The organism is Marinilactibacillus kalidii, assembly GCF_017599325.1.
Classification (GTDB): Bacteria; Bacillota; Bacilli; order Lactobacillales; family Carnobacteriaceae_A; genus Marinilactibacillus; species Marinilactibacillus kalidii.
On the sequence record NZ_JAGFVM010000031.1, the window covers coordinates 47808 to 74668 of the forward strand.

The 26861-nt window shown below is 36.6% G+C and carries 19 protein-coding genes; 15 read left to right on the forward strand and 4 right to left on the reverse strand.

Annotated features, from left to right (window positions below; genetic code table 11):
• The 12 genes from glyS to addA all read left to right on the forward strand — a co-directional run bounded on the left by glyS (nucleotide 1) and on the right by addA (nucleotide 19954).
• The gene (glyS, locus tag J5J05_RS07900) at nucleotides 1-2094 is read left to right on the forward strand and encodes a glycine--tRNA ligase subunit beta (RefSeq protein ID WP_208560146.1); all 2094 of its coding nucleotides are present in this window, start codon (nucleotides 1-3) and stop codon (nucleotides 2092-2094) included.
• Nucleotides 2095-2203: 109 nt separating this feature from the next.
• Nucleotides 2204-3919, forward strand: coding sequence for an ABC transporter ATP-binding protein (locus tag J5J05_RS07905; RefSeq protein WP_208560147.1), 1716 nt, complete (start codon nucleotides 2204-2206; stop codon nucleotides 3917-3919).
• Nucleotides 3920-4018: 99 nt separating this feature from the next.
• Complete coding sequence (locus J5J05_RS07910) at nucleotides 4019-4528, forward strand: transcription repressor NadR (RefSeq protein WP_208560148.1); 510 nt, start codon at nucleotides 4019-4021, stop codon at nucleotides 4526-4528.
• Between the two features lie 87 nt (nucleotides 4529-4615).
• The gene (locus J5J05_RS07915; protein WP_208560207.1) at nucleotides 4616-5179 is read left to right on the forward strand and encodes a hypothetical protein; all 564 of its coding nucleotides are present in this window, start codon (nucleotides 4616-4618) and stop codon (nucleotides 5177-5179) included.
• 184 nt (nucleotides 5180-5363) lie between these two features.
• The gene (dnaG, locus tag J5J05_RS07920; protein WP_208560149.1) at nucleotides 5364-7253 is read left to right on the forward strand and encodes a DNA primase; all 1890 of its coding nucleotides are present in this window, start codon (nucleotides 5364-5366) and stop codon (nucleotides 7251-7253) included.
• Between the two features lie 20 nt (nucleotides 7254-7273).
• Nucleotides 7274-8407, forward strand: a complete 1134-nt coding sequence (gene rpoD / locus J5J05_RS07925; RefSeq protein ID WP_208560150.1) for an RNA polymerase sigma factor RpoD — start codon at nucleotides 7274-7276, stop codon at nucleotides 8405-8407.
• 176 nt (nucleotides 8408-8583) lie between these two features.
• Nucleotides 8584-9204, forward strand: coding sequence for a 50S ribosomal protein L25 (locus J5J05_RS07930; protein ID WP_208560151.1), 621 nt, complete (start codon nucleotides 8584-8586; stop codon nucleotides 9202-9204).
• A 135-nt stretch (nucleotides 9205-9339) separates the two neighbouring features.
• Nucleotides 9340-10041, forward strand: coding sequence for a tRNA (adenine(22)-N(1))-methyltransferase (locus tag J5J05_RS07935; protein ID WP_208560152.1), 702 nt, complete (start codon nucleotides 9340-9342; stop codon nucleotides 10039-10041).
• Nucleotides 10038-11156 (forward strand): Nif3-like dinuclear metal center hexameric protein, encoded by a 1119-nt coding sequence (locus J5J05_RS07940; RefSeq protein ID WP_208560153.1) that lies wholly within the window; start codon nucleotides 10038-10040, stop codon nucleotides 11154-11156. Before J5J05_RS07935 ends, J5J05_RS07940 begins: the two co-directional genes overlap by 4 nt.
• Before the next feature lie 66 nt (nucleotides 11157-11222).
• Nucleotides 11223-12452 carry a peptidase T gene (pepT, locus tag J5J05_RS07945; RefSeq protein WP_208560154.1) on the forward strand — a complete coding sequence of 410 codons (1230 nt, stop codon included), beginning with the start codon at nucleotides 11223-11225 and terminating at the stop codon, nucleotides 12450-12452.
• A gap of 78 nt (nucleotides 12453-12530) precedes the next feature.
• Nucleotides 12531-16148 (forward strand): PD-(D/E)XK nuclease family protein, encoded by a 3618-nt coding sequence (locus J5J05_RS07950; protein WP_208560155.1) that lies wholly within the window; start codon nucleotides 12531-12533, stop codon nucleotides 16146-16148.
• On the forward strand, nucleotides 16145-19954 hold the full coding sequence (gene addA, locus J5J05_RS07955) for a helicase-exonuclease AddAB subunit AddA (RefSeq protein WP_425270353.1): 3810 nt from the start codon (nucleotides 16145-16147) through the stop codon (nucleotides 19952-19954). The genes J5J05_RS07950 and addA overlap by 4 nt, the downstream gene beginning before the upstream one ends.
• A 62-nt stretch (nucleotides 19955-20016) precedes the next feature.
• Here addA and J5J05_RS07960 read toward each other — a convergent pair whose 3' ends face one another.
• From J5J05_RS07960 to J5J05_RS07970, 3 genes are read right to left on the reverse strand one after another with little or no spacing between them, the layout of a single operon-like run.
• On the reverse strand, nucleotides 20017-21252 hold the full coding sequence (locus J5J05_RS07960; protein ID WP_244244669.1) for a putative glycoside hydrolase: 1236 nt from the start codon (nucleotides 21250-21252) through the stop codon (nucleotides 20017-20019).
• Nucleotides 21252-22115: a polysaccharide deacetylase family protein gene (locus J5J05_RS07965; RefSeq protein ID WP_208560156.1), complete on the reverse strand. Its 864-nt coding sequence runs from the start codon at nucleotides 22113-22115 to the stop codon at nucleotides 21252-21254. Before J5J05_RS07965 ends, J5J05_RS07960 begins: the two co-directional genes overlap by 1 nt.
• A 13-nt stretch (nucleotides 22116-22128) precedes the next feature.
• On the reverse strand, nucleotides 22129-22773 hold the full coding sequence (locus tag J5J05_RS07970) for a YkyA family protein (protein WP_208560157.1): 645 nt from the start codon (nucleotides 22771-22773) through the stop codon (nucleotides 22129-22131).
• 192 nt (nucleotides 22774-22965) lie between these two features.
• On the opposite strand from J5J05_RS07970, the gene lspA reads away from it, so the two are divergent.
• From lspA to pyrR, 3 genes are read left to right on the forward strand one after another with little or no spacing between them, the layout of a single operon-like run.
• Nucleotides 22966-23475, forward strand: coding sequence for a signal peptidase II (gene lspA, locus J5J05_RS07975; RefSeq protein ID WP_279633314.1), 510 nt, complete (start codon nucleotides 22966-22968; stop codon nucleotides 23473-23475).
• Nucleotides 23475-24380, forward strand: coding sequence for an RluA family pseudouridine synthase (locus tag J5J05_RS07980; protein WP_208560159.1), 906 nt, complete (start codon nucleotides 23475-23477; stop codon nucleotides 24378-24380). The genes lspA and J5J05_RS07980 overlap by 1 nt, the downstream gene beginning before the upstream one ends.
• Nucleotides 24381-24405: 25 nt before the next feature.
• The gene (gene pyrR, locus J5J05_RS07985) at nucleotides 24406-24951 is read left to right on the forward strand and encodes a bifunctional pyr operon transcriptional regulator/uracil phosphoribosyltransferase PyrR (RefSeq protein WP_208560160.1); all 546 of its coding nucleotides are present in this window, start codon (nucleotides 24406-24408) and stop codon (nucleotides 24949-24951) included.
• Nucleotides 24952-25014: 63 nt separating this feature from the next.
• Here pyrR and J5J05_RS07990 read toward each other — a convergent pair whose 3' ends face one another.
• Nucleotides 25015-26712 (reverse strand): NFACT RNA binding domain-containing protein, encoded by a 1698-nt coding sequence (locus J5J05_RS07990; protein ID WP_208560161.1) that lies wholly within the window; start codon nucleotides 26710-26712, stop codon nucleotides 25015-25017.
• Nucleotides 26713-26861: the final 149 nt, after the last annotated feature.

The following is a 26861-nucleotide window of genomic DNA, read 5'->3' on the forward strand; positions in this document are numbered from 1 at the left end:
ATGTCACACACATTCTTATTAGAACTTGGGTTAGAAGAAATGCCTGCTAAAGGAATCAAACCATCTGTTGAACAACTAAAAGATAAAGTCGCTACCTTCTTAAATGAGGCTAAGCTGGATTTCCAACAGATAACAACTTACTCAACACCTAGAAGACTTGCGTTAATGGTCGAAGGATTAGCAGAAATGCAAGCGGATGAAGTAGAGATGGTAAAAGGTCCTGCTAAAAAAATCGCTTTAGATGCTGAAGGCAACTGGTCAAAAGCTGCGATTGGTTTTACTAGAGGCCAAGGTGCAACGCCAGAGGAAATTGTTTTTAAAGAAATCAAAGGTGTCGATTATATATTCGTTGAGAAATTTACCAAAGGTAAGCGTGCTGAAGCTATCCTTTCAGAATTATCATCGACAATAGCTTCCCTTACTTTTCCCGTTAGTATGAAATGGAGCACGCATAGCTATAAATTTATACGACCATTACATTGGTTAGTCGCTATGCTTGACCAAGAAGTGTTACCACTGACTATCTTCGATGTGCAATCAGGGAATAACACTATTGGTCACCGATTCCTAGGAGAAACGATTGCGATAAAAGATGCTGGAGATTATGCTAAGGCTTTAGAAGGGCAATTTGTTATTGCAGACAGAGAAAAACGTCAGCAAATGATCAAAGATCAAATGACGGCTATTTGTGAAGAAAAAGGATGGAAAGTCCCCTTAGATAATATTGAATTATTAAACGAAGTAACGGATCTTGTAGAATATCCAACAGCATTTTCGGGTTCTTTTGATCAAGCTTATCTTAGTGTGCCAGAAATGGCACTAGAAGTTTCGATGGCAGATCATCAGAGATATTTTCCTGTTCGTAAAAATGATGAAACCATGGCTTTCTTGCCAAACTTTATCGGCATCAGAAATGGTTCAGATGAGTACATCGATACAGTTGTAAGAGGAAATGAAAAAGTCTTGACCGCTAGATTGGCGGATGCAAAATTCTTCTACGAAGAAGATCAGAAAATAACGATTGATGCATTTGTAGAAAAACTAAAACGTGTTTCTTTTCACGAAAAATTGGGATCTATGTACGATAAGCAACATCGTGTGTCATTAATTGCTCAATCAATTGCCGATCAATTTTCACTAAGTTATGAAGAAAAAGAAGCATTGAAGCGAGCAGGCGAGCTATTTAAATTTGACTTAGTAACAGGAACCGTCGTTGAATTTACAAAACTACAAGGCGAGATTGGTGCGATTTTAGCAAGTGAAAAAGGTGAATCGGCATTAGTCTGTTCAGCAATCGCTGAACAATATAAGCCTACATCTGCGACTGGAGCTGTGCCATCAACTAAAGTAGGAACGGTTCTTTCCTTAGCGGATAAATTTGATACCCTTGCGATGTTTTTCGCTATTGGTCAAATTCCTTCAGGATCAAATGATCCTTTTGCTTTGAGAAGACAAGCGATGGGGATCGTTAGAATGATTCAACATGCGGGTCTTAATCTCGAATTGTCTAGTATAGTAGACCAGATTGAAGAAACGTTAACAGTCAACGTAGAGTTAAAGGCTGGACTTGCTCAAAATAAAGAGAATTTACTCAACTTCTTTAAAGATCGAGTGGATCAGTTAATGCAATCAACAATGCATAACAACCAACCGATTTCTCATGATATTAGACAAGCTGCTTTGAATGCAAATCAGGCAGATGTTGTTTCAATGATGGATACGGCTCTTGTATTAAGTGAAGCAAGTGAAGAAAATAATTATAAATCTGTCATTGAATCATTGAACCGTGTTGCGAATCTTGCTCAAAAAGCGTCTGATGAAGGTCAAATTAGTGTAGAATTGTTAAAATCATCTTCTGAAAAAACGCTCTATGATAGCATGTTGAAAGTTTCTCATCAATTTGAAACTACAAAAGATGCTAATTCACGTTACGAAGTGCTTACTAACATGAGTAACGATATTGATGCTTTCTTTGAAGAAAATATGGTTATGGCAGATGATGAAGCAGTTAAAGCAAATCGATTGGCTTTACTAAAAGCCATTGATGAAATCACTAAGGGTTTTGCAGATACAACACAGTTAATTATAAAATAAGTACAATAAGATCATTGTGGGATAAGATAGCAATCATTTCTTATCCCACTTATTGTTCTTTAGGCAGCTTAGTGTGACGATTTAACTAATAAAAAATGGAGGGCATTTCGTGTTAAAAAAATTTTTTAGCTATTATAAACCATATAAATGGTTGTTTACGTTAGATTTTTCTTCAGCGATTATTGTCGCGATATTGGAACTTGCTTTCCCAATTATTGTTCAACGGGTAATCGACACGATTCTACCAACTGAAGAATGGCCAGTTATTGTATGGGTATCTATAGGATTATTGTCTATTTATGTGATCAATACTTTTTTACAATTTATTGTTACTTATTATGGTCATCGACTAGGTACGAATATCGAGACCGATATGCGTCAAGATCTTTATAAACACATACAGAAACAGTCATTTAAGTATTTTGATAACCGAGAAACTGGTAAGCTCATTACACGATTAACTTCAGATTTGTTTGAGATCGCAGAACTGGCTCACCATGGTCCGGAAGATATTTTTATTACGATTTTTACATTACTAGGTGCTTTTGCCTTGATGATGACTGTTCATGTGAAACTAGCTATCATGACTTTCTTGCTTGTGCCGCTGATCGCGGTAGCAGTTATCTTCTTTAATAAGAGAATGACGCACGTAAATAACCGTATTTATGATGACTTAGCCGGATTTAGTGCAGGTATTGAAGCGTCAGTAGGTGGTATTCGAGTTGTGCAGGCTTTCGCTAATGAAGATTACGAAGACCAACGGTTCAAAGTACTGAATGAAGCATACAAAAAATCAAAATATTTATTTTATAAAATGATGGGTATTAGTAGTTCCTATAATTATTTGCTCATGCGTCTTATTAGTCTATTCGCTATGTTTTTCGGCGCGTATTACACAATTCAAGGTGAATTGAGTTATGGTGATTTTGTGGCCTTTATATTATTTGCCAATGTTTTTGTAAGGCCGATTGAAAGAGTCAATATCATGATTGAAAGCTATCCAAAAGGTATTGCTGGATTCAGAAGGTTACAGGAAGAGATTGCTAGAGAGCCAGAAATCCAGAACTCTCCTCATGCATTAGCTGTCGATTCATTGATTGGGAATATAGATTACACCGATGTCACTTTTAGCTATGAAGAACACAACCCCATACTCGATAAGGTCAATCTTTCTATCAAAGCCGGTGAGACTGTTGCGTTTGTCGGACCAAGTGGTGCAGGAAAAACCACTATTTGTAACTTATTGCCACGTTTTTATGAAATCGATTCGGGTAGTATTGAAGTGGACGGACACAACATTCACGATTTGACTGTTCAATCGTTAAGAGAACAAATCGGTGTGGTCCAACAAGATGTCTTTTTATTCCCAGGATCAATAAAAGAGAATATCTTATATGGGGATCTCAATGCTAATGATGCGCAAGTAAGAGAAGCCGTTAAGTTAGCGAATCTTGAGGACGTTGTTGCATCTTTACCTAATGGCTTGAATACTGTGATAGGTGAACGGGGAGTCAAGCTCTCTGGAGGACAAAAGCAACGTTTATCTATTGCTAGAATGTTTTTGAAAAATCCGCCTATTCTAATACTGGATGAGGCAACTTCTGCATTAGATACAGAAACAGAGCAAGCCATTCAAGAAGCACTAGACTCGCTATCTAGAGGCAGAACAACTCTGATTATTGCTCATAGATTAGCCACTATCAAAAATGCGGACCGTATTGTTGTTGTCACAACAAAAGGTATTGAAGAGGAAGGCTCTCATAGTGAGTTGATGGCTCAAAATGGTGCTTATAAACGCTTATACGATGCTCAATTTGCAAATTAAGCAATAAACGAAAAAAAGGCACTTGTGATGAGTGCTTTTTTTTGTATACACTAGGTTTAATGACAACCCAAATAAGGAGTAGGGAAAGGAAGCGAAACGATGGACGCAGAAATACGTAGAGAGCAGATACTAGCGATTCTTTCAAAAACGGATGAACCTATCATTGCTAGAAAATTAGCTGAACAGTTCACGGTCAGTAGACAAGTGATTGTTGGTGATATCGCACTACTAAGAGCTGAGGGACATGATATTTTATCCACACCTAAAGGCTATATCAAAAAAATAGAAATGAATCGATTAACGAAGCGAATCGTTTGTCAGCATAACTACGATCAGACATTGGAAGAATTGTTTACGATTGTCGATCATGGTGGGGAGATTTTAGATGTGATCGTAGAGCACGCCATCTACGGAGAAATCGTTGGAGGATTGAATATCTCTAACAGAATGGAAGCCACCGCTTTTTTAGAAAAATTAAATAAAAACCATACATCTTTGCTAGCAGATTTGACAGACGGACTCCATAGTCATACGATTTCTGCTAAAGATGAAGTCACCTTAGCAAAAATCGTAGAAGCGTTAGAAAAGAAAAATCTCATTTACAAATAAAAAGATTGAAATATTTCTTGATTAGATTATACTTGTAATGTGTAAAGACACCTGTAAAGTTATGGTGTAAAAAAAGGAGTGTTTCATATCAAAAAGACAAATACACTAAGGCTGACAATCACTGCACTATTAACAGCCATAGCCATCGTTATTCCGTTAGTTATGCCAATAAAGGTTTTAATTGAACCTGCTTCATTTACATTAGCGAGCCACGTACCCATTTTTTTAGCAATGTTTTTCTCACCAGGAATCGCTGTAGCCGTTTCAATAGGTTCTGCAATAGGGTTTTTACTGGCAAGTTTCCCGATTGTTATTGTATTGAGAGCACTAAGTCATGTAGCTTTTGCCTACATAGGGGCTAAAATTTTAATGAATCGTAGAGAAGAAATCTTGAATTCTCCAACTAAAAGTCTTTTATTCTCATTTGGAATCGGTGTAGTACATGGGGCGGCTGAAATGTTGATTGTTTCGTTGTTCTTTTATGGTGCCATACCCGGAACGTCTTATACAGATGGCTTTTTCTACGTTGTCTTCTTACTAGTCGGTGTAGGAACCGTTGTTCATAGTATGGTTGACTTTTTATTAGCTCAATTCATATGGAAGTCAATGGGGAACAGAGTGATTAAGTTAGACAAGAAAATGTTTAATTGAAAAAACATCAACTTGTTTAATAAAATCTTGAGTATAAAGCAAATTCTTTTTCTAACGAGAGGGAATTTGCTTTTTTTACTATGTATGATATACTATTGGTTGATTATTATAGGCTTATTCTGTCTAGCAATTATTATTTTAATAAGGTTACTATTGAATAAATTGTGGAGGGGAGGCACCAGAATTGGTACGAATTCCAGAAGAAACCATTACGCGGATTAGAGAAGCGTCCGATATCGTTGATGTTGTTTCACAGTATGTTCAATTAAAGAAATCAGGGCAAAATCACTTTGCTCATTGTCCCTTTCACGATGACAAGACACCTTCGTTTTCAGTTAATGAAAAGAAACAAATCTTCCACTGCTTCAGTTGCGGTAGAGGGGGGAATGTTTTTTCTTTTTTACAGGAAATCGAAGGTGTATCTTTTCCAGAAGCTGTTATAAAGTCTGCTGAGATAGCTGAAGTTGAGATAGACGAAAAACTTGTAGAACAGACCTATCAGTCTCGACCGAGTGGAGACAGTCGCTATGGGAAATTGCTTGAAATCAACGAGAAGACTCAAGCTTTTTATCACCATGTTTTGATGAATACGCAGGTTGGTGAGGCGGCATACGATTATTTAATAGCCCGAGGAATGACGAAAGAAACCATTGAAGAATTCAAACTTGGATTTTCACCGCCACAAAGAAATGCTCTAAAACTCTATTTGGATAATCAAGAAGAACTAGATCAATCTTTGTTCCCACAAACAGGCTTATTTTCTGATCGTGATGACGGACAATTGCTTGATCGGTTTTCTGGGCGAATACTTTTTCCTATTAGAGATGATAAAGGAAATACGGTTGCTTTTTCAGGAAGGATTTTTGAAGATCCTAATAGGGAAACAACCGGAGACAAACCTTTTCATTCTGCTAAGTATGTTAATAGTCCGGAGACAGAACTATTTAATAAGAGACGTGTGCTGTTCAATTATGATAAAGCTAGGGCAAGTATCCGACGAGAAGGTGAAGTTTATCTTTTTGAAGGGTTTATGGACGTTATATCTTCTTGGCAAGCAGGGATTAAAAATGGTATTGCTTCGATGGGCACCAGTTTAACCAATGAGCAAGTTCAATTAATGGACAGAGTAACTAATAAAGTGGTTATAGCTTATGATGGTGACCAAGCCGGTTTAGATGCGACCAAACGAGCAACCGAGTATTTTTTAGATCAGACCCATTTTGATATCGACATTGCGAGTTTTCCAGAAAAATTAGATCCTGATGATTATATTAAATCTAGAGGTAAAGAAGCTTATAATGAATTTCTGATCCACGGACGAGATACGTTCATGAGTTTTTTGATGAAATACTTTAGAGCGGGTTTGAATTTAAAGAATGAAAGTGAACGTTTAGCTTATATCGAAAAGGTTTTGAAAGAGATGACGGTTGTCAGCTCTCCAGTCGAAAGAGAACTATACTTTAATCAGCTCGCTTCGGAATTTGATGTTTCTCAGGATACGTTGAAAGAACAATTCCAACAGTATCTTATGGAAACGCAAAAGAACCGAACGAAAGAACTTAAGCAACGTCAGGAAGAAAGACAGGCTGAAAACAAAGCACCTGCTGTTTCAAGACAAAATAGAGTGAAAAGAACCACGACCGAGCAAGCCGAAAAGATGTTGTTAAATAGACTTTTCTATCATGATGAGGTATGGTATACATTACAAGGCTTATCTTATGAATTTTCCTTTCCGGATGAGCATTATCAGATACTCTATTTGTTGTATGAATCTTATTTTAAAGATAAAGGTGAGCACAATGTTGAAGCTTTTCTGGATTTTATAAAAGATCCAGAACATAAGAAAAAAGCTACCGAAATTTTTTGGATGGACCTTGGAGAAGAACTTGTTCCAGGTGAGATTGAAGATTATATTGACATGCTGTCAAATCGTTCGCCGCTCGTTACAAAGCTTGAATCTAAACGTGAAGAATTAAAAGCTGCTGAACGAAGTGGCGACAAACAAAAGCAAACATCGCTTACTATTGAAATCATTAATTTAAATCGTCAGCTAAAAGCTGCGAAAGAAGCGTAAAGCAGGAGGCATAAACCTATATGGCCAAAAAAAGTGAAAAAGTAAAAGCTACACCGAACAAAGCATATGATGCTGCTGTAAAAAGTCTGATTAAAGATACAAAAAAGAAAATGGATCAAACGATTTCTTATGTTGAATTAACAGATAAATTAGCTGAACCATTTGAGTTAGAAAAAAATCAAATGGAAGAACTAATCCAAAAAATCGAAGACGAAGGAATCGGTGTCGTTGACGAGGACGGTAATCCACTAGCCAAACAACTTGATAAAGAAGAAGAAGTTGTTGAAGAAGCTAAAAAAGAAGAAATGATTGCACCGCCAGGTGTTAAAATCAATGATCCTGTGAGAATGTATCTTAAAGAAATAGGTCGAGTAGATTTGTTAAGTGCCAAAGAAGAAATCGCATTGGCTAAACGTATCGAAACTGGAGATATCATCGCTAAACAAGAATTAGCAGAAGCCAACTTACGACTTGTTGTATCAATTGCAAAACGTTATGTTGGTAGAGGAATGAGCTTCTTAGACTTGATTCAAGAAGGTAACATGGGCTTAATGAAAGCTGTTGAGAAATTCGATTATGAAAAAGGATTCAAATTCTCAACTTACGCAACTTGGTGGATTCGTCAGGCAATAACCCGTGCTATCGCCGATCAAGCTAGAACGATTCGTATCCCGGTTCACATGGTAGAAACCATCAATAAACTGGTTCGTATTCAACGTCAATTACTTCAAGATTTAGGTAGAGAACCAACACCAGAAGAAATCGGTGCTGAGATGGATCTTCCAACTGAAAAAGTTAGAGATATCTTGAAGATTTCACAAGAACCTGTTTCACTTGAGACACCTATTGGTGAAGAAGATGATTCACACCTAGGTGATTTCATCGAAGATAATGATGCAACGAGCCCTTCAGATAATGCTGCTTATGAATTATTGAAAAGTGAGCTTGAAGATGTACTAGACACGCTTACTGATCGTGAAGAAAATGTATTGAGACTACGTTTTGGTCTTGACGATGGACGTCAGAGAACATTAGAAGATGTTGGCAAAGTATTTGGCGTTACAAGAGAACGAATCAGACAGATTGAAGCAAAAGCTTTAAGAAAATTGCGTCATCCTAGTCGTTCTAAACAATTAAAAGACTTTTTAGAGTAGTCTATACTGATTAAAGATAGAAAACATTAATGGATGTTTTCTATCTTTTTTACTTGATTTCATTTTATTATGCGTTTGCTTTTGTAATACGTGCGGATATTTGGTATAATACTTATGTTAATGCATAGAAATATAATAAGTTAATTACTTATAATATAATTTGGAGAGTGAAATAAATGAAATTATCAGCTACTAAACGTACTGAAACAGGTACATCAGCATCAAAGAAAGCAAGAAATGAAGGAAAAGTACCAGCAGCAATCTACGGTAAAGATGTAGACACTGTTTCTGTATTGCTTAACCAAAAAGAATTAGAAGATACTTTACGCGAAGTTGGATCTAACGGTGTTTTCGAAGTAGACGTTGAAGGTAAAACTTACCAAGTATTCGTTAAAGAACAAAAAACTGCAGCAATCAAACCAATTCTATTCCATGTTGACTTACTTGCCTTTACTAAAGGTCAAAAAGTTACTATGTCTATTCCAGTATACGTTACTGGTGAAGAAGAAATTGATGAAGGTTATGTTTCTCAATCACTTTCTGAACTAGAAGTTGAAGTAGCACCTGCTGAAGCACCTTCTGAATATACTGTAGATGTTTCTAAATTGACTATCGGTGATAGCGTATCAGCTAGCGATATCAAATTAGATGCTGAAACTACTTTATTAACTGATCCTGATTCTACTGTTGTATCTATCTCAGCACCTGATGCTGTTGAAGAAGAAACAACTGAAACTTCAGACGAAATGCCTGAACCAGAAGTTATTGGTGAAACAAAAGAAGAAGACGCTGAGTAATCTTTTTTTAAAAATGACAATGAGTAGCCTACAAGTGGTTTATAACCTCTTGTGGGTTTCTTTTTTTGATAATCGTTTTTTTAATCTACATAACCTGTTAAACTAATAGGTATAAGAAATCAAAAGAGGTGCATCATGGAATCCATACAATTATCAAAACGCTTAAAGCGCGTAGCTTCTTATATTCCCAACAATGCAAGGCTAGCAGATATCGGCTCTGATCATGCTTATTTACCGTGCTCATTAGCGTTAAAAGGTGACCTCGAGTTTGCCATCGCTGGTGAAGTTGTTAAAGGACCTTATGATAAAGCATTAAACGAAGTACAGTCTAGAAATCTTGAAGAAGTCATTGAGGTTCGTTTTGGGGACGGTTTGGAAGTGATTGAATCAAGCGATCATATCGATACTATAACGATTTGCGGTATGGGTGGTGCTTTGATTAGAGATATCCTGACTAGAGGACTTTCCTTAAATAAATTAAACCGTACTGAAACACTAATCTTACAACCGAATGTTGGCGAGAAAACACTTAGAACATTTTTAATGAGCGAGCAGTATAAGATTGTTGCCGAGGAAATTATCGAAGAGAATGATAAAATCTACGAAATCATTGTAGCCATTCCAGTTGAAGAAGACATAGTGTATTCAGATCATGCCTTAACTTTCGGTCCTTACCTTTCTGAACAGTCATCTGATACGTTCAAGAAAAAATGGGAACAGGTTTTAGATAAATTGGCATACGTTAAAAATCAAATGAATAAATCACAACATCCTGACGAAAGAAAACTAGAGAAAATCAATCAGGAAATTGAACATATTAAGGAGACGATTCAGTGAATCAGATAACAGTTAATGACCTGGTTGAAAAGATTGAACGGTTTGCTCCACCTTATTTAGCAGAAGATTGGGATCCTATCGGTTTATCTTTTGGATCAAAAGATAAACTAGTAAAAAAAGTTATGCTCGCTTTAGATGTGGATGCGACAACTATCCAAGAGGCCAAAGAAAATCATGTTGATTTGATTTTTACACATCATCCAGCTGTTTTTAAAGCACCTAAATTATTGAACAGCGATGATACTCGACGTCAAGACTATATCGAACTGATCAAGTCAGATATTGCCGTGTATTCCGCTCATACTAACATTGATGCAGCGGAAAATGGTATGAGTGACTGGTTAGCAGATGCTTTGTCTTTTCCTGAGAATCGTTCGATTGTTTCAACAATTCGAGAAGAATTTTATAAAAAAATTGCTGTGTACGTTCCAGTAGAAGCTGCTGAGAAGCTGAGAACGGCTATGCACGAGGCTGGGGCTGGAGAAGTAGGTCAATATAACGACGTATCTTACGATATGTTAGGTGTGGGGCATTTTACACCTAGTGATGGTGCCCACCCAGATCGAGGAGAAGTTGGCGAATCTGAAACAGTAGAAGAACTCAGAATCGAAATGCTGTTTCCAGAATCGATAAGAGACCGTGTCATCCAATCTATTTTAACCAACCACCCATACGAAGAACCTGTTTATGATTTATATACGATTGAAAATCAGAAAAAAGCTTATGGGTTTGGTAGAATTGCTCCAGTAGAAACAACAACAGAAGAGATGATTACGCAATTAAAAGAGACATTTAACTTATCGCATTTAAGATATGCTGGGCAAACGTCTTCTCGTATTCATAAGAAAGTAGCGATTTTTGGGGGATCGGGTGAAAATTATTATAAAGAGGCTTTAGCTCAAGGTGCAACTTTGTTCATTACCGGTGATGTGTCTTACCATGGTGCACAAGATATGCTGAGAGATGGTATGGATGTTATCGATCCTGGTCACTTTATTGAATCTATTTTTGTTCCTAAAATGAAAGAACAATTAAATCAATGGAAAAATTTACACCAATGGGACTTAGAGATTTTAGAAGCCCGTTTGCAAAAAGACGTTTTTAAATTCAGTTAAAAACCAGAAAATCGTTTCAATTTAGTGTAAAATAAAACGTATCATTAAAGTGGAGGAATAAACATTATGCATAAAAATTTAGTCGAACGTTTCGTGAAATACGTAAAAATCAATACGCGCTCTGATGAGTCTAGTACAACTGTTCCATCAACACAGTCACAAGTAGATTTTGCCAAACTATTAATGGATGACTTGCGCGAGATTGGTTTGAGCGAGATTGATTACAATGAAAAAAATGGATTCGTTACAGCAACATTACCTTCTAATATTGAAGCAGACGTGCCAACTGCTGGTTTTATTGCACATATGGATACGGCGGACTTTAATGCTGAAAATATTCAACCCCAATTTCATGAAAATTATAATGGTGAAGAAATTATTTTAAACAAAGAAAAATCAATTGTTTTGTCTCCAAAAGATTTCCCTAATATGAAAAACTATGTAGGACAAACGCTGATTACGACTGACGGAAACACGTTACTAGGTTCAGATGATAAGTCTGGTATCGTTGAAGTCATTAGTGCAGTAGAATATTTGATCAGTAATCCAGACATTAAACACGGTAAAGTAAGAGTCGCTTTTGGACCAGATGAGGAAATCGGCGTAGGCGCTGATTTATTTGATACAGACCACTTTAATGCAGATTTTGCTTATACTGTAGATGGTGGACCCGTTGGAGAATTGGAATATGAGAGCTTTAATGCTGCTTCTGCAGTTATCTCTATCCAAGGTAAAAATGTTCACCCAGGAACTGCAAAAGATACAATGATCAATGCGTTAAAATTAGCAGTGGAACTGGATAGCCTTTTACCTGAACAAGAAGTACCTGAGAAAACGGATGGCAGAGAGGGGTTTTATCATCTGTTAGGTTTGAATGGAACCGTTGAAGAAGCAAAAATGGAGTATATCATTCGTGACCATAGCCGTGAACTGTTTGAAGATAAGAAAAAAACAATTTCGGCTATTGTTGAGCAACTAAATAATCGTTTCGATCAAGAAAGAATTACATTAACGTTAAAAGATCAGTACTATAATATGAGAGAAATTATTGAAAAAGATATGCGTTCAGTAGAAGTTGCTGATCAAGCCATGCGTAATCTTGATATTGAACCAGATGTTAAACCAATCAGAGGCGGAACCGACGGCTCTAAAATCTCATTTATGGGCTTGCCGACACCTAATTTGTTTGCTGGTGGCGAAAACTTCCATGGTCGCTATGAATTTGTAGCAGTTGAAAGTATGGAAAAAGCTACAGACGTTATTATTGAAATTATCAAACTGACAGGTCAAGCATAATAGGATAAAAAAGATGGATATCTCGACTAGATATCTGTCTTTCTTTTTTCACAGTTAACCTTTAAAAGGAGTGAATAGATGAGTTTACAATTTGTGATTGGCCGTGCAGACACGGAAAAAGAGTCAGCGCTCATTAAAGAAATGAACCAGCTAATCAACCAAGATAATCAAGCTCAAGTCTTTTATCTCGTGCCAGACCATATTAAATTTGAAACAGAAATCAACGTACTTAAACAATTGAAAGACATACAAGACGATTCAAAAGCTTATACGGGTATGATCAACCTTCAAGTGTTTAGTTTCAGTCGTCTTGCTTGGTATTACCTTCAAGACACTGCCATCTATAATCAGACACAATTGACGGAAACAGGGCTGACGATGCTTGTCAAAAAACTTGTCAAAGACTATGAGTCTGCATTGAGTATATTTCGAGGAGAAAGTGCGCAGCAAGGCTTTATTGAAAAATTGACGACTTTATTTATGGAGATGAGAAATGGTCGTATCAATCTGACCGATTTAGAACAACTGACGAATACTGAGCTTGAACAGTCGTTAGGCGGGAATGATTTCTCTCAAAAAATTGCTGATATTCAATTGCTTTACCAAGCATTTAACGAGCAGTTGATCAATCAATACATCGAAAAAGAAGATATATTGGCGGCTTTGATTGAAGCACTACAAAAAAAGAATTTATCTCAAACGACCATCTATATCAACCATTATCAAAGTTTCTCTGCTCAAGAACAAGCGCTGATTATCGAATTGGTTCGTCATTGCAAAGATGTCCATGTAGCATTAGTCCTTGATCAAAAATTTGCTGTTGAACCACCGTTATTAACTCATTTTTTCTATGAAACCGGGATGACTTACTATCGTTTATATCAGCTTGCCTTACAAGAACATTTACCAGTTTTAAATGACCAAATCATTTCTGATGTTAATTCTGAAAGGTGTCAACCACTAAACGATCTAGCACAATTTTGGATCGATAGTTCTACTGGTCCTATGAACCCTGCTACTCAAATGGATCTTTCTATGGATGAATGCATAGAAATCTGGAGTGCTGAAACGAAGCAAGCAGAGATTCTGCATGTTAGTAACAAAATTAGGAAGATGGTCACAGAAGAAGGCTATCGCTATAAAGATATAATGATCATGAGTAGAGATATCGATGCGTATAAGACGGTCATTGAGCCGTTATTTCAACAAAATGAACTAGCGTTATTTATCGATGAACCAGATGCAATGTCTGGACATCCACTGGTTGAGCTGATACAAAGTTTATTACTGATTTCAAAAAGACATTGGCGATATGAAGATGTCATGCGGTTTCTTAGGACAGAATTATTCGTTCCACACCTGAGCGATCAATCCTTACCAAAAGAGCTAGGTACCAGATTAACTTATTTACAAGAGGCACATGCTGAATGGCGTACAAAAGTAGACTTAACCGAAAATGTAATATTAGCTTATGGCTATGAAGGTTCTGCTTGGACAAGAGATCAAGAATGGATTTATGCGCGTTATCAAATTGAGGATATGAATGAGCAATTTGATAACGATAAACAAATACAAGCCACTGCTAATCAGGTTAGAACAGTGATTAGAGAAACGCTCTTGCCTTTTTTTAAGAAAATAAAAAAAGCAACGACTAATCGTGATGCTGCAAGACTGCTCTATCAGTTTTTAAATCAACACAGCGTAGATGATCAAATCGTCTTTTGGAGAGACCAGGCTTTAGCTGCCGGCGACCTAGTTGAAGCAAGAAAGCATGAACAAGTTTGGGAGACATTTATCAATATGTTAGACGAATTCGTCGATGTCTTAGGTGATGAGCCGTGGTCAATGGATGACTTTCTAGCTATTTTAGAAACTGGTTTCGAGCAAGCAAAGTATAGTATTGTTCCACCAAGTATTGACCAAGTGATCTTTACGAGTTTTGATAAAGTACGCGCAAGTACAAAGAAAGTAGTTTTTATCGTTGGGTTAACTGATCAACTATTACCCTTGAATCGCGAAAATGATTCTATTTTAACAGATGAAGACCGAGAGAAAATACAAACAGTCTTACCTTTAGATCGCTTTTTAGCGCCGACTACAGAGTCAGTCATGGCATCGGAACCATTATCAGCTTATATGGCTTTTAGAAATGCTTCTGATAAATTGATTTTTTCATATCCGGTCAAGCAAGAGGGTAATGGAAATCATCGCATTAGTCCTTATATAAAAAGAATTGCTGATCACCTTTCTATTACGGTGCAACCTAAATTAGCAGATAGTCATCTCGTTCTCGACCAATCACTTGATACGATTCTTTCATTTATTGGTTCAAGGAAACAGTCTATCGGTCAATTGAATACCATCTTAAGAGAAGGTATTGATCAAGATCTTTTACCGCATACCTTTTGGCTCAGTCTATTTGAACAATTGAGAGATAAAGATAACTTTTTTGAAAATAGAGTATTTCACAGTCTTGAACGTAAAAATATTCCTGTACCGCTTACAAATGATTTAGCTGAACAGCTATATGGCAAAGATCTATATTTGTCTGTCTCTCAATTAGAGAGCTTTTATTTAGATCCATACAGTCATTTCTTGCAGTATGGCCTTCGACTTAAGGAACGTTCCATTCAAGAATTAACGCCGACGGAAACAGGGAACTTTTTTCATGATGCATTAGATCAATTATTTAAGCTGATTGTTTCTAAGGACTTAAGTGTGCAGTCACTGGATGATGAAATGCTTCGGAAGTTAACAGATGAAGTTCTCAATAATCTTTATGAAAAAAATCAGTTTCGTTTGTTATCCATGTCAAACCGAATGAAGTTTATTCGAGATCAACTTGGAAAAACCGTTAAACGAATGATGTGGGCAATTACTAATCAAAGTAAGCGTAGTAAGTCTACGCCTCAAAAATCAGAAGTTCTTTTTGGAAGAATTGGTCAAGCGAACGGCATACCAGGACTTGCATTTCCATTAAATAATGGTGGACAGATTCACGTACGAGGTAAAATTGACCGTTTAGATACAATGGAGATTGAAAAACAATTATACGTTAGTATTGTAGATTATAAATCGAGCAAACATTCATTTAAATATGATGAATTATTTTATGGTCTCATGATGCAAATGATTACGTATTTAGATACGGCTGTAGAATTTTCACCTGATTTACTCGGTCAGAAAGCTAGACCAGCTGGCGCTTTTTACGCACAGGTTAAAAATCCATATTTAAAATCACTAGCATTGGATACGGATGAATGGATGGAAGCTCTTCTTAAAGAATTTAAACTTAACGGCTTAGCCATTAATAACGAGGATGTACTAAGTCAGCTGGATTTAACGATGGAGCCAGGAAATCATTCATTAGTTTATCCAATCAATCAGTTGAAAAATGGTACATTAAAAGGCAGAGCCCTCATTACAACAGAAGAATTGGATTTACTTGTGAAACATAATCGTCAATTGATTATAGAAGCTGGTAATCAAATTTTAACTGGTAAAAATATGTTAATGCCTTTTATGGAAAAGCGCCAGTTTACACCATCGGTTAGTGGTCCATATAAGGCAATTTCTCAATTTGATGTGTTACTTGAAGAAAACAATTATCGTCACTTCGAAGATATACCAGATAAGAAAGCATTGATTCACCGCATATCGAACAAATTGATACTACCAGGGGAGGCGCATAGTTGATGAAGAGGATTCCACAAAAGCCGTCGGACAGTTTGTTTACAGACAACCAGTGGCGTTCAATTTATGACGAAGGAAAAAACCTTCTTATATCTGCTTCTGCTGGATCGGGTAAAACAACGGTGTTAGTCCAGAGAGTGATCGAAAAGATCAAAAATGGTGTGGGGATAGACGAATTACTTGTGGTCACTTATACCAACGCAGCTGCCAAGGAAATGAAAGAACGGATACAATCTGCTATCCAAAAAGAGATTACGCAAACCAACGATTCAGTTTTACAGCAACACTTAGTCAGACAGCTGCCTTTATTGTATCAAGCAAATATCTCTACATTACACGCATTTTGTCTGAAAGTAATTAGAAGATTCTACTATCTCATCGATTTGGACCCAGTATTCAGAATGTTAACAGATGATACTGAGAATACTTTGATGAAAGAGGATATTTGGGATGCATTAAGAGAAGAACTTTATGGTGAAGAGGCGTCGCTGTTTAAAACATTAGCAGCAACATATTCTAATGACAGATCTGATGACGGATTAACTGAGCTGATTTTTTCATTATATAATTTCTCTAGATCCAACCCCAATCCCAAAAAATGGTTAGAAGAATTGACCAAACTATATACAATAGAAAATAATCATATAGAAGATAGCCTGCTTTACGAGCAACTCGCAAAACCACAGATGCTACAAATCATTGATTTATCGATTGAATTAAATGCTTATGCTTCGACGATTGGGAATGGTGAAGAGGAATTAGAGAAACTTTTTAGTATCCTTGACACAGAAAAAAATCACTTTCTTTTTATCAAACAGTGTATAAAAGAAGGTAAGCTTGAGGAAGCATATGCGGTTATCCAATCTTTTAAATTTCAAACGTGGTCTTCTCCTAGAAAGAAAACTACACCTGAAGAAGTTAAAGAAGCCGCTGCTGAAATGAAAAATTTTAGAGATCAATCTAAAACAGCTTATAATCGTCTAAAAGAAGAATATTTTAGTGTGCCATTATCGAAGCAAATAGAATTGATGGATAAAGTCAGTATATTAGTCGAAGAGATGGCTAGGGTAACAAATTTGTTTTCGGATGCATTTCAAAAGCATAAATATGACAGAAGATTATTAGATTTCAATGACTTGGAGCACTTAACCTACCAAATCTTGACGAAAACTGAAGCGGATCAAGAAAGACCTTCAGAGGCTTCCAATTATTACCGAGGCTGCTTCAAAGAAGTGATGGTAGATGAATACCAAGATATTAACTTCTTGCAAGAGAGCATTTTGAAATGGCTGACTAATGATTCGCAGGCGCATGGTAACCAATTTATGGTAGGAGATGTGAAGCAATCCATCTATGCTTTTCGTTTGGCCGATCCTGATTTATTTATCGATAAGTATGAACGTTACGAATCTGGTGAACAAGGTGAGCGAATTATATTGGCAGAGAACTTCCGTTCTAATCATCATGTGCTCGATTTTACTAACTATATCTTCACACAATTAATGGATAAAGCAGTAGGAAACTTAGCTTATGATGATTCCGCTAAGCTTCAACAAGGTTTTCAAGCTTTCCCTAAAGACGCTACTTGTGAAACGGAAATCTTGATTTTTGAAAAGAATATTGATGAAGCTGAAGAACTTTCTGATGATACATCAGATTTTGAGGAAGTATCCGAGAGCTTCCAAATTGACTCAAAAGCAGAAGGCGAGCTGCTGATGGTTGGAGAAAAAATCCTTTCCTTAAAGCAAAATGGCTTTCAGATTTATGATAAGAAATTAAAGGAAAATAGACCGTTAACATTCAAAGATATCGTCTTATTGACACCAACCAAAAAAAATAATTTGGTTATACAAGATATTTTCAATAAACAGCTAGCCATTCCGACGGCTATCAAGGATACGCAAAATTATTTTAGAACTACAGAAATTAGTATTATGATGTCTTTACTCAATATCATCGATAATCCGTGGCAAGATATTCCGCTTGTTGCTGTTTTACGTTCTCCGATTGTCGGGCTAAATGAAGTTGATTTGACCAAGATACGTTTGATGAATACGACTTCTGCCTATTACGAATCCTTACTGGCTTTTATTAAACAAGAAGAAAAAGAACCGAGTAATCGACATTTACAATTGAAATTGATTGAATTCATGGAAAATCTCAATCGATGGAGAGAACTTGCTAGGAGACAGCCTATTGTCAAACTAATCTGGACGATCTATGAGGATACTGGCTTTTTATACTATGTGGGTGGCATGAGTTCTGGTAAACAAAGAAAAGCTAATTTACATGCTTTATACGAGCGAGCTGCTGCTTATGAGAAGACCACTTTCAAAGGACTTTTTCAATTTATACGATTTATCGAAAAAATGCAGAAAAAAGATAAGGACCTAGCTGAGCCATCGGTCGTCAATGAAGATGAAGATGCAGTAAGAGTCATGACGATTCATGCGAGTAAAGGATTGGAATTCCCGGTGGTTTTTGTTTTAGACATGTCTAAAAAGTTCAACCAAAATGAACTAAAAAAACCTTATGTATTTGATGAGAAATTCGGTGTTGGAGCAGAATACAAAGAAGTAAATGAATCAGCTCTTCAACCCAATGGACGATTCACGACGCTACCTGAACGAGCACTTAAAAATCATAAAAAGAATAAATTGTTGTCAGAAGAAATGCGTGTTCTTTATGTTGCGCTAACGCGAGCAGAACAAAAATTGTTTCTTGTCGGTTCGTACAAAGATAAAGCAGCTGCCTTGAAAGAGTGGGGGACTGTTAGCGGTCATGAGAACCCTGTCTTGCCCGCAGATATTCGTTTACAAGCTTCAAGTTATATGAGTTGGGTAGGACTAAGTCTAGCAAGACACCATAGCTTAGATCACGATACATGGCTCTCAACTTCAAATAGAGAGATATCTAATCACCCTGTTCAATTTAATGTTCAATTTTACAATCAATCTGATTTAGAAAATCAGTTGAAATCCTTTAATACAGAAGAAAATTCTGATTGGTATAATATTTTTAAAAAGAAACAACTCAAGTGGCAAGAAAATAAAGAAACAAAAGAGGCTCTTCGTCAAGCATTATCATTGATTAACGCAACTTACGCTCATCAAACGGCAACTAAAACGACAAGTTATCAATCAGTATCTGAAATCAAGCGTTTATTTGAAGAGCCAAATGATGGTCAGATGTTGAAAATTGATGTGACGAATCCAAGGGTTCCCTATCGTTATGTAGAAGAAAAACTTGATCGTCCGCTGTTTATTTCGGAAGTTTTGCAACCGAGCCCAGCTGAAATCGGCCAAGCAACGCATCTTGTTTTACAGGCGATGGAGCTCAGTCACGAACCGAACGAAGAGAACATAAGGAATCATATTCAATCTCTTGTAACTAAAGGAATATTAACAGAGGAAATGGCACCTTTAATCCGAGTCGAACAACTTGTTCAATTTTTTGAAACACCAGTTGGTAAAATAATCTGCCAAAATGCACAAAAAGTTAAACGTGAAGTACCTTTTTCTTTGTTATTAGAGGCTAGTGACTTGTTTGCTGATATGGAAGAAGAAACAGAACAAATCTTGATACATGGTATTGTCGATGGTTACATTGAAGAAGATGATGGATTGATTTTGTTTGACTACAAAACAGATCAAATTCAAAGATTTGATGATCCCGAAACAGTTATGTTGGAAAAGTATACTGGACAGTTGAGACTGTACAGAGAAGCTTTGGTATCTATACTGAAAAAACCGGTTAAAGAGACATACCTTATTTTACTTGATACTACCCAGATTGTATCTATACCATAAAAGCCATAAAAAAAATACCTTATCCCATAAATAGTAGGGGATGAGGTACTTTTTTTTAGCGATTATTCGAAGTTATATTGTGCACCTTCAGAATAGTTGTTTCCAGCGTTCCATAGCAAGAACTCGTTAACGCCATGTTCATTTAAAGCACGAATCTGATCTTCTACTTCACGAGCACCATAGTTTTTATAAAATCCTGATCCAAGGTAAGAAGCAGTGAAATCTTGAAGCCATGGTCTTGATTTAGGTGCATCTTCACCTAGAGCGCCTAATACATCATTTTCATATTCCATGTAATTCGATACTAGTTGATAAGGTTCAAGATCCGGTTTAGCAATGCCTAACGAACCGACACCCCAATGGCTAGGATAAATCATAGATGAAATAACATCTACATTAGCAGAAATTCTTGAGAAGTTCTGTCCAATGCCAGGTGTTTCTTCTTGGGTTGCAGCGTAGCCAAAGATATCAACAGAAACGTCAACATCGTAAGCTTGAAGTTCGCTTTTAGCGTATGCAACAAATTCAGTTACAGCATCTACACGTTGTTTAACGTTATCCAAGTCACTCTCTGCGTATTCTCCACGCGAGTAACTTAATTCTTCGTCACGATTTTCAAATCCTTCTGGGAAACGGACATAGTCAAATTGAATATCTTTGAATCCTAGTTTCGCAGCCTGTTTAGCTACTTCTACATTATATTCCCAAACTTCTCGTTCGTAAGGATTAACAAAACTTTCGCCACGCCTGTTTTTCCATACTTCACCATTACTTGTTTTAAAAGAAAGGTCTGGACGATCTTCTGCTAATTTAGAATCCTTGAAGACAACAATTCGAGCGATAGGATAAATATCATTTTCTTGCATTGTATCCATGAGCTTTTTAGGATCAATTACTTCTTGTGTTGATTCATTAATCAAATCAATATCTGAATCAAGTGGCATCATCATGTTACCATGATCATCCTTAACATCAACCACCATAGCGTTTAATGCTGTGTTATTCAACATATCAACAAGACTATTCATTTTTTCTCCAGCGGCAGAGTAGCCTGTTACAAATATACCTTTAACACCATCAGCAGGGTATTCAATATCTACACCGCTGTCGTATTTAAATTGACTAGGATACTCACTAGGCATTTTTAAAATAGGGTCTTGAGAAATTTCCAAGAAAGTTGTCTCGATTGGTTCTGCTTCAGCAGTAACGTCGTTGCCTTCTGCGTGTGCTGTTTCACTTAATAATGAAAGAGCCATCAATGAAGCTGTACCCAGGGTTAATTTCTTTTTCCAGTTCATTATTCTGTATCCTCACTTTCGTTTTCAACGGACTTAATAAGGGCAGGGTCTACGAGTTCATAGTCTTTCTCTCTTAATCCTTTAATAATTGCTGGTGTAGCTTCCAGTGTCCATTCACGGTCATGCATCAATAGATTAGCGCCTGAGGAAAGATATTCAGTATTTACCATAATATCAGCTAATGCATCAGCGTTCATATAATCAGATTCCCAATCATATCCATAAGACCAGTTCATCAACGTCATGCCTTGCTCGTTAGCAAGCTCTGCGGAATACTCAGTATTTTCTCCGAAAGGTGCTCTGAAGAATCGAGGTCTTTCCCCGGTGATCTCTTCAATCATATCACTGGTAGTCACGATTTCTTCATATTGCTTTTCCTCACTAATACTTGGCAGACTAGCATGAGTCTGTGTGTGATTCCCGATTTCGAAGCCCATATCGTAAATTTCTTTAAGCATTTCTTTACCTTCATCGCTTTCAAGGTACATCCCGTTGATAAAGAAAATAGCCTGCGCATCGTTTTCTTCTAGCGATTTTGCAATATCTAATGCGTATTTATCAGGAGCATCATCGAAAGTCAATAAGGCTACTTGACTATTAGCGTCTGATCCTTCCATCGGTTGGATCGCATAAGTTTTAGGATTTACTTCGTATTCGAATGCAACAGCTTCTTCGGGTTCTTCTTCAACAACCTCGTCAGATTCTGTATTTTCGTCTGACTGATCCTCAGAAGTCTCTTCTGAGTCAGTTGTATCAGCTACTTCTGAGGAGGGTTCTTCTGGTTCAGTAGCTTCATTTTGGTCACCACAAGATGCCAATAGTAGAGCAGAGGCAAGTAAAAATGCATAGTTAGAATTTTTCATTAATCATTACTCCTTATTCGTTTTCAGCCATAGCAGACTGAATCATATCTTGCGTTTGAGTGATTTTTTCTTTGACGGAAACGAGTGATTGATCTAATTGAACAAGCTCATCTTTTAATCCGGCTTTTTGATCATTGATTTCAGTGATACCAGCTGAGAAAGTGTCGTAAGTCGCATCATCATTACCGATTGAAGTAAAGTACGCTTCTTGAGCATCTAATGAAGTATTGTAGTTCGTTGTAAAATTTTCTAATTGAGAAGAAAATTCATCAACTTGAGCGTTTAATCCATCTAATTCTTCACTTGATAGACTTTCTCCATCGTAAGCAGCAATCAATTCTTCTTTTTCTTCAAATTCTTCATTTAGATCGTTGATCGTTTCGATGCGATCTCTTCTAGCAGTAATATTTTCAAATACTGAAGCTGAACCATCTGAGAAAGTTGCTAGTTGTTCATCGGCACTAAGTGATTCATCAAATTTTTCTTGAAGATTCGCTTCTTCTTGACTCAAACCGTTGATCTCTGTAACGATGTTCTCATGGATCTGATCAATCTCACCAACAGTTGTTTGGATTTCCTCAACGTTGTCTCCACTACAACTTGCTAAGAGAACCGTCGTTAAGCCGAGGCCGGCTAGAGCATATGTGTTCTTTATCATTTCATGAATCTCCTTTAAGTATATTCGTCTTTCAAAACATCTAAACATAACGTACTGAACAAGTATAACAAAGTTTCTCGTATCTTAAAAAGGAAATGATAAAGAACTTATCCAGTAACGATAGTTATTTAATAAGCGCTTTATTTAAAAAGGATAGGATAGGGTGTTTTTAAGTATAGAAATAAGGTACAATTGAATAGTATTATTCTTAGAAAAGAGGTTATTATGATTATTTTTTACATTATAGCAGGCATTATCGTCGTCATTGATCAAGTAGTGAAATACTTGACTGTTCAACATATTCCATTGTATGAGACAGTTTCTGCTATCCCAAATATATTATCCTTTACTTATCATCAGAATTCCGGAGCAGCCTGGAGTATACTGGAAGGGCAGATGTGGTTCTTTATTCTAGTTACGATTGCTGTGATTGGTGTGATTTGCTATTACCTTCAAACACAAGGCAGACAGAGCCTGTTGTTTTCTAGTGCATTGACACTGTTACTTGCCGGTGCATTTGGTAATCTGATTGATAGAATATTAAATCAATACGTAGTAGATATGTTCAGACTAGAATTTGTACAATTCCCAATCTTTAATGTGGCTGACATGTCTCTAACCTTCGGTGTTGGTTTAATGATAGTGTATTTGATACTAGACGAAATTAAAACTTTTAAACAAAAGAAAGCAGTGAAAAAATAATGGCAGAGCACTACTCATTTACAAATACGCAATCAAACGCGCGGTTAGATAAATTCTTGACTGAGAAATTACCGGAAATCTCTAGATCGCAAATTCAAGGTTGGATCAAAGATGGAAGTATTTCTGTCAATGGTGAACAATCGAAAGCAAATTATAAAGTTCAATTGGAAGATACAATCGAAGTAACGATTCCAGAGCCAGTTGAAATCAATGCGCAACCAGAAAATATTGAGCTTGACATCATTTATGAAGATCAAGACGTTGTAGTCGTGAACAAGCCACAAGGAATGGTCGTACATCCTTCATTAGGGCATGGTTCTGGTACACTTGTAAACGCACTACTTTACCACGTTAAAGATCTTTCTGGTATCAATGGTAAAATTCGTCCAGGTATAGTTCATAGAATTGATAAAGATACATCTGGGCTGTTGATGATCGCAAAAAATGATCAAGCACATGAAAAACTTTCTGCTCAGCTGAAAGATAAAAAAGCACAAAGAGAATATGTCGCGTTAGTTCATGGTGTCATCCATCACGAGAAAGGAACGATCGATGCACCCATTGGTCGAGATACTAGTAACCGAAAAAAATATGCTGTAGTGGATAACGGTAAAGATTCTGTTACACATTTTGAGGTAATCGAAAGATTCGATAAATTCACACTTGTTCGTTTGATACTTGAAACAGGTAGAACACATCAAATTAGAGTGCATATGCACTATATTGAACATCCAATGGCAGGAGATCCGATTTATGGTCCGCGTAAAACGATTAAAGGTAACGGACAGTTCCTTCATGCCGAAACACTCGGGTTTACTCACCCGACAACAGGAAAAGAAATGCATTTTTCTTCTCCAATACCTGACATTTTTGAAGAAAATCTTGATATTTTAAGAAAACAATAATGTTTATACTGGAAGGAATGATAGGATGGTTAACAAGATAACGATTTTAGATGAAATGGCTATGCAAAGAGCACTCACTCGAATCTCTTATGAAATCATCGAAATGAATAAAGGGACAGAAAACCTTGTGCTGGCAGGCATCAAAACGAGAGGCATTCATATCGCTAATCGGATTGCAGAACGAATCAAACAAATTGAAAATAAAGAAGTTTCGGTTGGCGAACTGGATATTACCTTATATAGAGATGATCGCCATTTTCCTGATGAAGTTGGTGATCCAGAAGTGAAGGGACAGCATTTTTCTGTTTCTGTAGAAGATAAAGTGGTTGTTTTGATCGATGATGTTATCTTTACGGGTAGAACCATCCGAGCAGCGATGGATGCGGTAATGGATTTAGGTAGACCCCAAAAAATCCTTGTTGCTGCGTTGGTTGATAGAGGGCATAGAGAAATCCCTATTAAAGCAGATTTTATTGGGAAAAATATTCCGACCGCAATTAAAGAACAGGTGAAAGTGTCTGTAGAAGAAATCGATAGTAAAAATGCTGTTGAAATTATTAAACCAGAATAAAAAGCATGCCGTAGCACTGAGCAAACGTCTTAAACGCGTTTGCTTGATGTCGGCATGCTTTTTTTATTTTCTAAGTGATTTAATCAGATCATCTGTAGGGGTTACGTAGTAAGTCGTTTGACCTTCATAAATAACAAAGCCTGGCTTAGCACCATTTGGCTTTTTGATTTGTCTAACTTGCACTGCGTCAACGGGTACGGATGCGGATAAGCGATATTTACTAAAATACGCTGCTATCGCTGCTGCTTCCTCTAAGGTTTTCTCGGAAGGCTCTTCACTTCTGACAATGACATGAGAACCAGGAATATCTTTAGTATGCAGCCACCAATCTGACTTACGTGCTGTTTTCAGTGTTAATTGATCATTTTGAATATTATTTTTGCCAACAAGTATGGTTGTACCATCACTAGAAATAAACTCATCTGGTTTAGATGCTGGTTTTTTCTTACCTTTTAGCGGTTTACGCTTCTTCTTGATATATCCACCAGATTGTAGCTCATCTCGAATCTCTTCAATATCTCGAGGGGAAGCAACTTCCATTTGAGTGAGTACAGATTCTAAATAATGAATTTCTTCTTTCGTTTGTTTCATCTGCTTGTTGAGATGGGTAATAGCATTTTTTAATTTCTGGTACCTTGAGAAATAAGCTTGTGCATTTCTTGAAGGTGATTTTCTAGGGTCTAATTCAATGGTGATTTTTTGATTCTCTTCATAAAAATTATCCAAGTCGACTGATGTCATTCCTTGCTCGATTTCATGCAAGTAGGCGGTTAGTACTTCTCCTTTAATTCGATACTGATCAGCTTTTTGGGTTTGTTTGAATTCTTTTTCAAGCTTCGCGAGTTTTTTGTGATTTTTATCGGTCTCATTTTTCACAATACCGAATAGGTCGTTAGCTTGTTGCTGAACACGGTCACGCTCAGCCTTATTACCGAAATAACGATCCGTAAGTTCGCTAAGTGTATCGAAAGATACTTTTTCACCCGATAATGATTGATAATCTATAGCCGTAAAATGCTCTTTACGATTATCTACCGTTAAAGTAGGAGAAAGGTTGTTTTCCTTATAAGCAGCCATAAATTTATCAAATACTAGGCGTGGAGCATCATCAGAGTGTTTTTCAATCAAATAGGCGATTTCTTCAGAAGAGTCTTTCCCTAACCCTTGAAAAGTACTTTGAATCCATTTTACTTTTTCTTTGAAGGGTTCATTTTCTATCGGCAATTTAGTATTGTACTCGAAAGGGTTTGCTTTATCTTGTCTGGGTGCTTCGATATATTTTGCACCAGGCAATAACGAGCGGTAGGTGTTTTGGCTAGAAGAGATATGTCTTATGGTTTCATAGATTTTTTCTTCTTGTTTGTTTACAAGTAAAATATTACTGTGTCTACCCATTATTTCCACAATTAAAACAAGATTTTGTATATCTCCTAATTCATTACGGCTATTAAAAGAAAATTCAATTACACGGTCATTGTCTAATTGTTTGATATCCTCTAAAATAGCACCATCTAGATATTTTCTAATCACCATACAAAATTGTGGCGGAACTGAAGGATTTTCAAATGGAATAGCGGTTAATTGCATTCTTGCATATTGTGGATGAGCAGACAAAAGTAGCTGCTTATTTTTTCGGTTAGCTCGGATCTTGAACAAGATTTCATTTTCATAAGGCTGTTGAATTTTTGCAACTCGACCACCTACGAGTTCCTGTTTTAATTCTTCAACCATTGCATGTGTAAATAATCCATCAAATGACATGTTATTATGTCTCCTTTCATCATGAGACTCTTAAACAGTATAGCATTTATAAAGAATCAAAACCATTTTTTCGTTGGAGAAAGCTTTGCCCAGATACCACTTAGATGGTATAGTTGACTCATACAAATAATTCGTTTGATAGTGAAACC

Bases quoted from the DNA above. Each gene is read 5' to 3' on its own strand.
- J5J05_RS07970 (WP_208560157.1), bottom strand. From the start codon at position 22,773: ATGATAAAGAACACATATGCTCTAGCCGGCCTCGGCTTAACGACGGTT.
- J5J05_RS07930 (WP_208560151.1), top strand. From the start codon at position 8,584: ATGAAATTATCAGCTACTAAACGTACTGAAACAGGTACATCAGCATCA.
- J5J05_RS07910 (WP_208560148.1), top strand. From the start codon at position 4,019: ATGGACGCAGAAATACGTAGAGAGCAGATACTAGCGATTCTTTCAAAA.
- J5J05_RS07980 (WP_208560159.1), top strand. From the start codon at position 23,475: ATGGCAGAGCACTACTCATTTACAAATACGCAATCAAACGCGCGGTTA.
- J5J05_RS07935 (WP_208560152.1), top strand. From the start codon at position 9,340: ATGGAATCCATACAATTATCAAAACGCTTAAAGCGCGTAGCTTCTTAT.
- rpoD (WP_208560150.1), top strand. From the start codon at position 7,274: ATGGCCAAAAAAAGTGAAAAAGTAAAAGCTACACCGAACAAAGCATAT.
- pepT (WP_208560154.1), top strand. From the start codon at position 11,223: ATGCATAAAAATTTAGTCGAACGTTTCGTGAAATACGTAAAAATCAAT.
- glyS (WP_208560146.1), top strand. From the start codon at position 1: ATGTCACACACATTCTTATTAGAACTTGGGTTAGAAGAAATGCCTGCT.
- pyrR (WP_208560160.1), top strand. From the start codon at position 24,406: ATGGTTAACAAGATAACGATTTTAGATGAAATGGCTATGCAAAGAGCA.
- J5J05_RS07950 (WP_208560155.1), top strand. From the start codon at position 12,531: ATGAGTTTACAATTTGTGATTGGCCGTGCAGACACGGAAAAAGAGTCA.
- J5J05_RS07960 (WP_244244669.1), bottom strand. From the start codon at position 21,252: ATGAACTGGAAAAAGAAATTAACCCTGGGTACAGCTTCATTGATGGCT.
- J5J05_RS07965 (WP_208560156.1), bottom strand. From the start codon at position 22,115: ATGAAAAATTCTAACTATGCATTTTTACTTGCCTCTGCTCTACTATTG.
- J5J05_RS07990 (WP_208560161.1), bottom strand. From the start codon at position 26,712: ATGTCATTTGATGGATTATTTACACATGCAATGGTTGAAGAATTAAAA.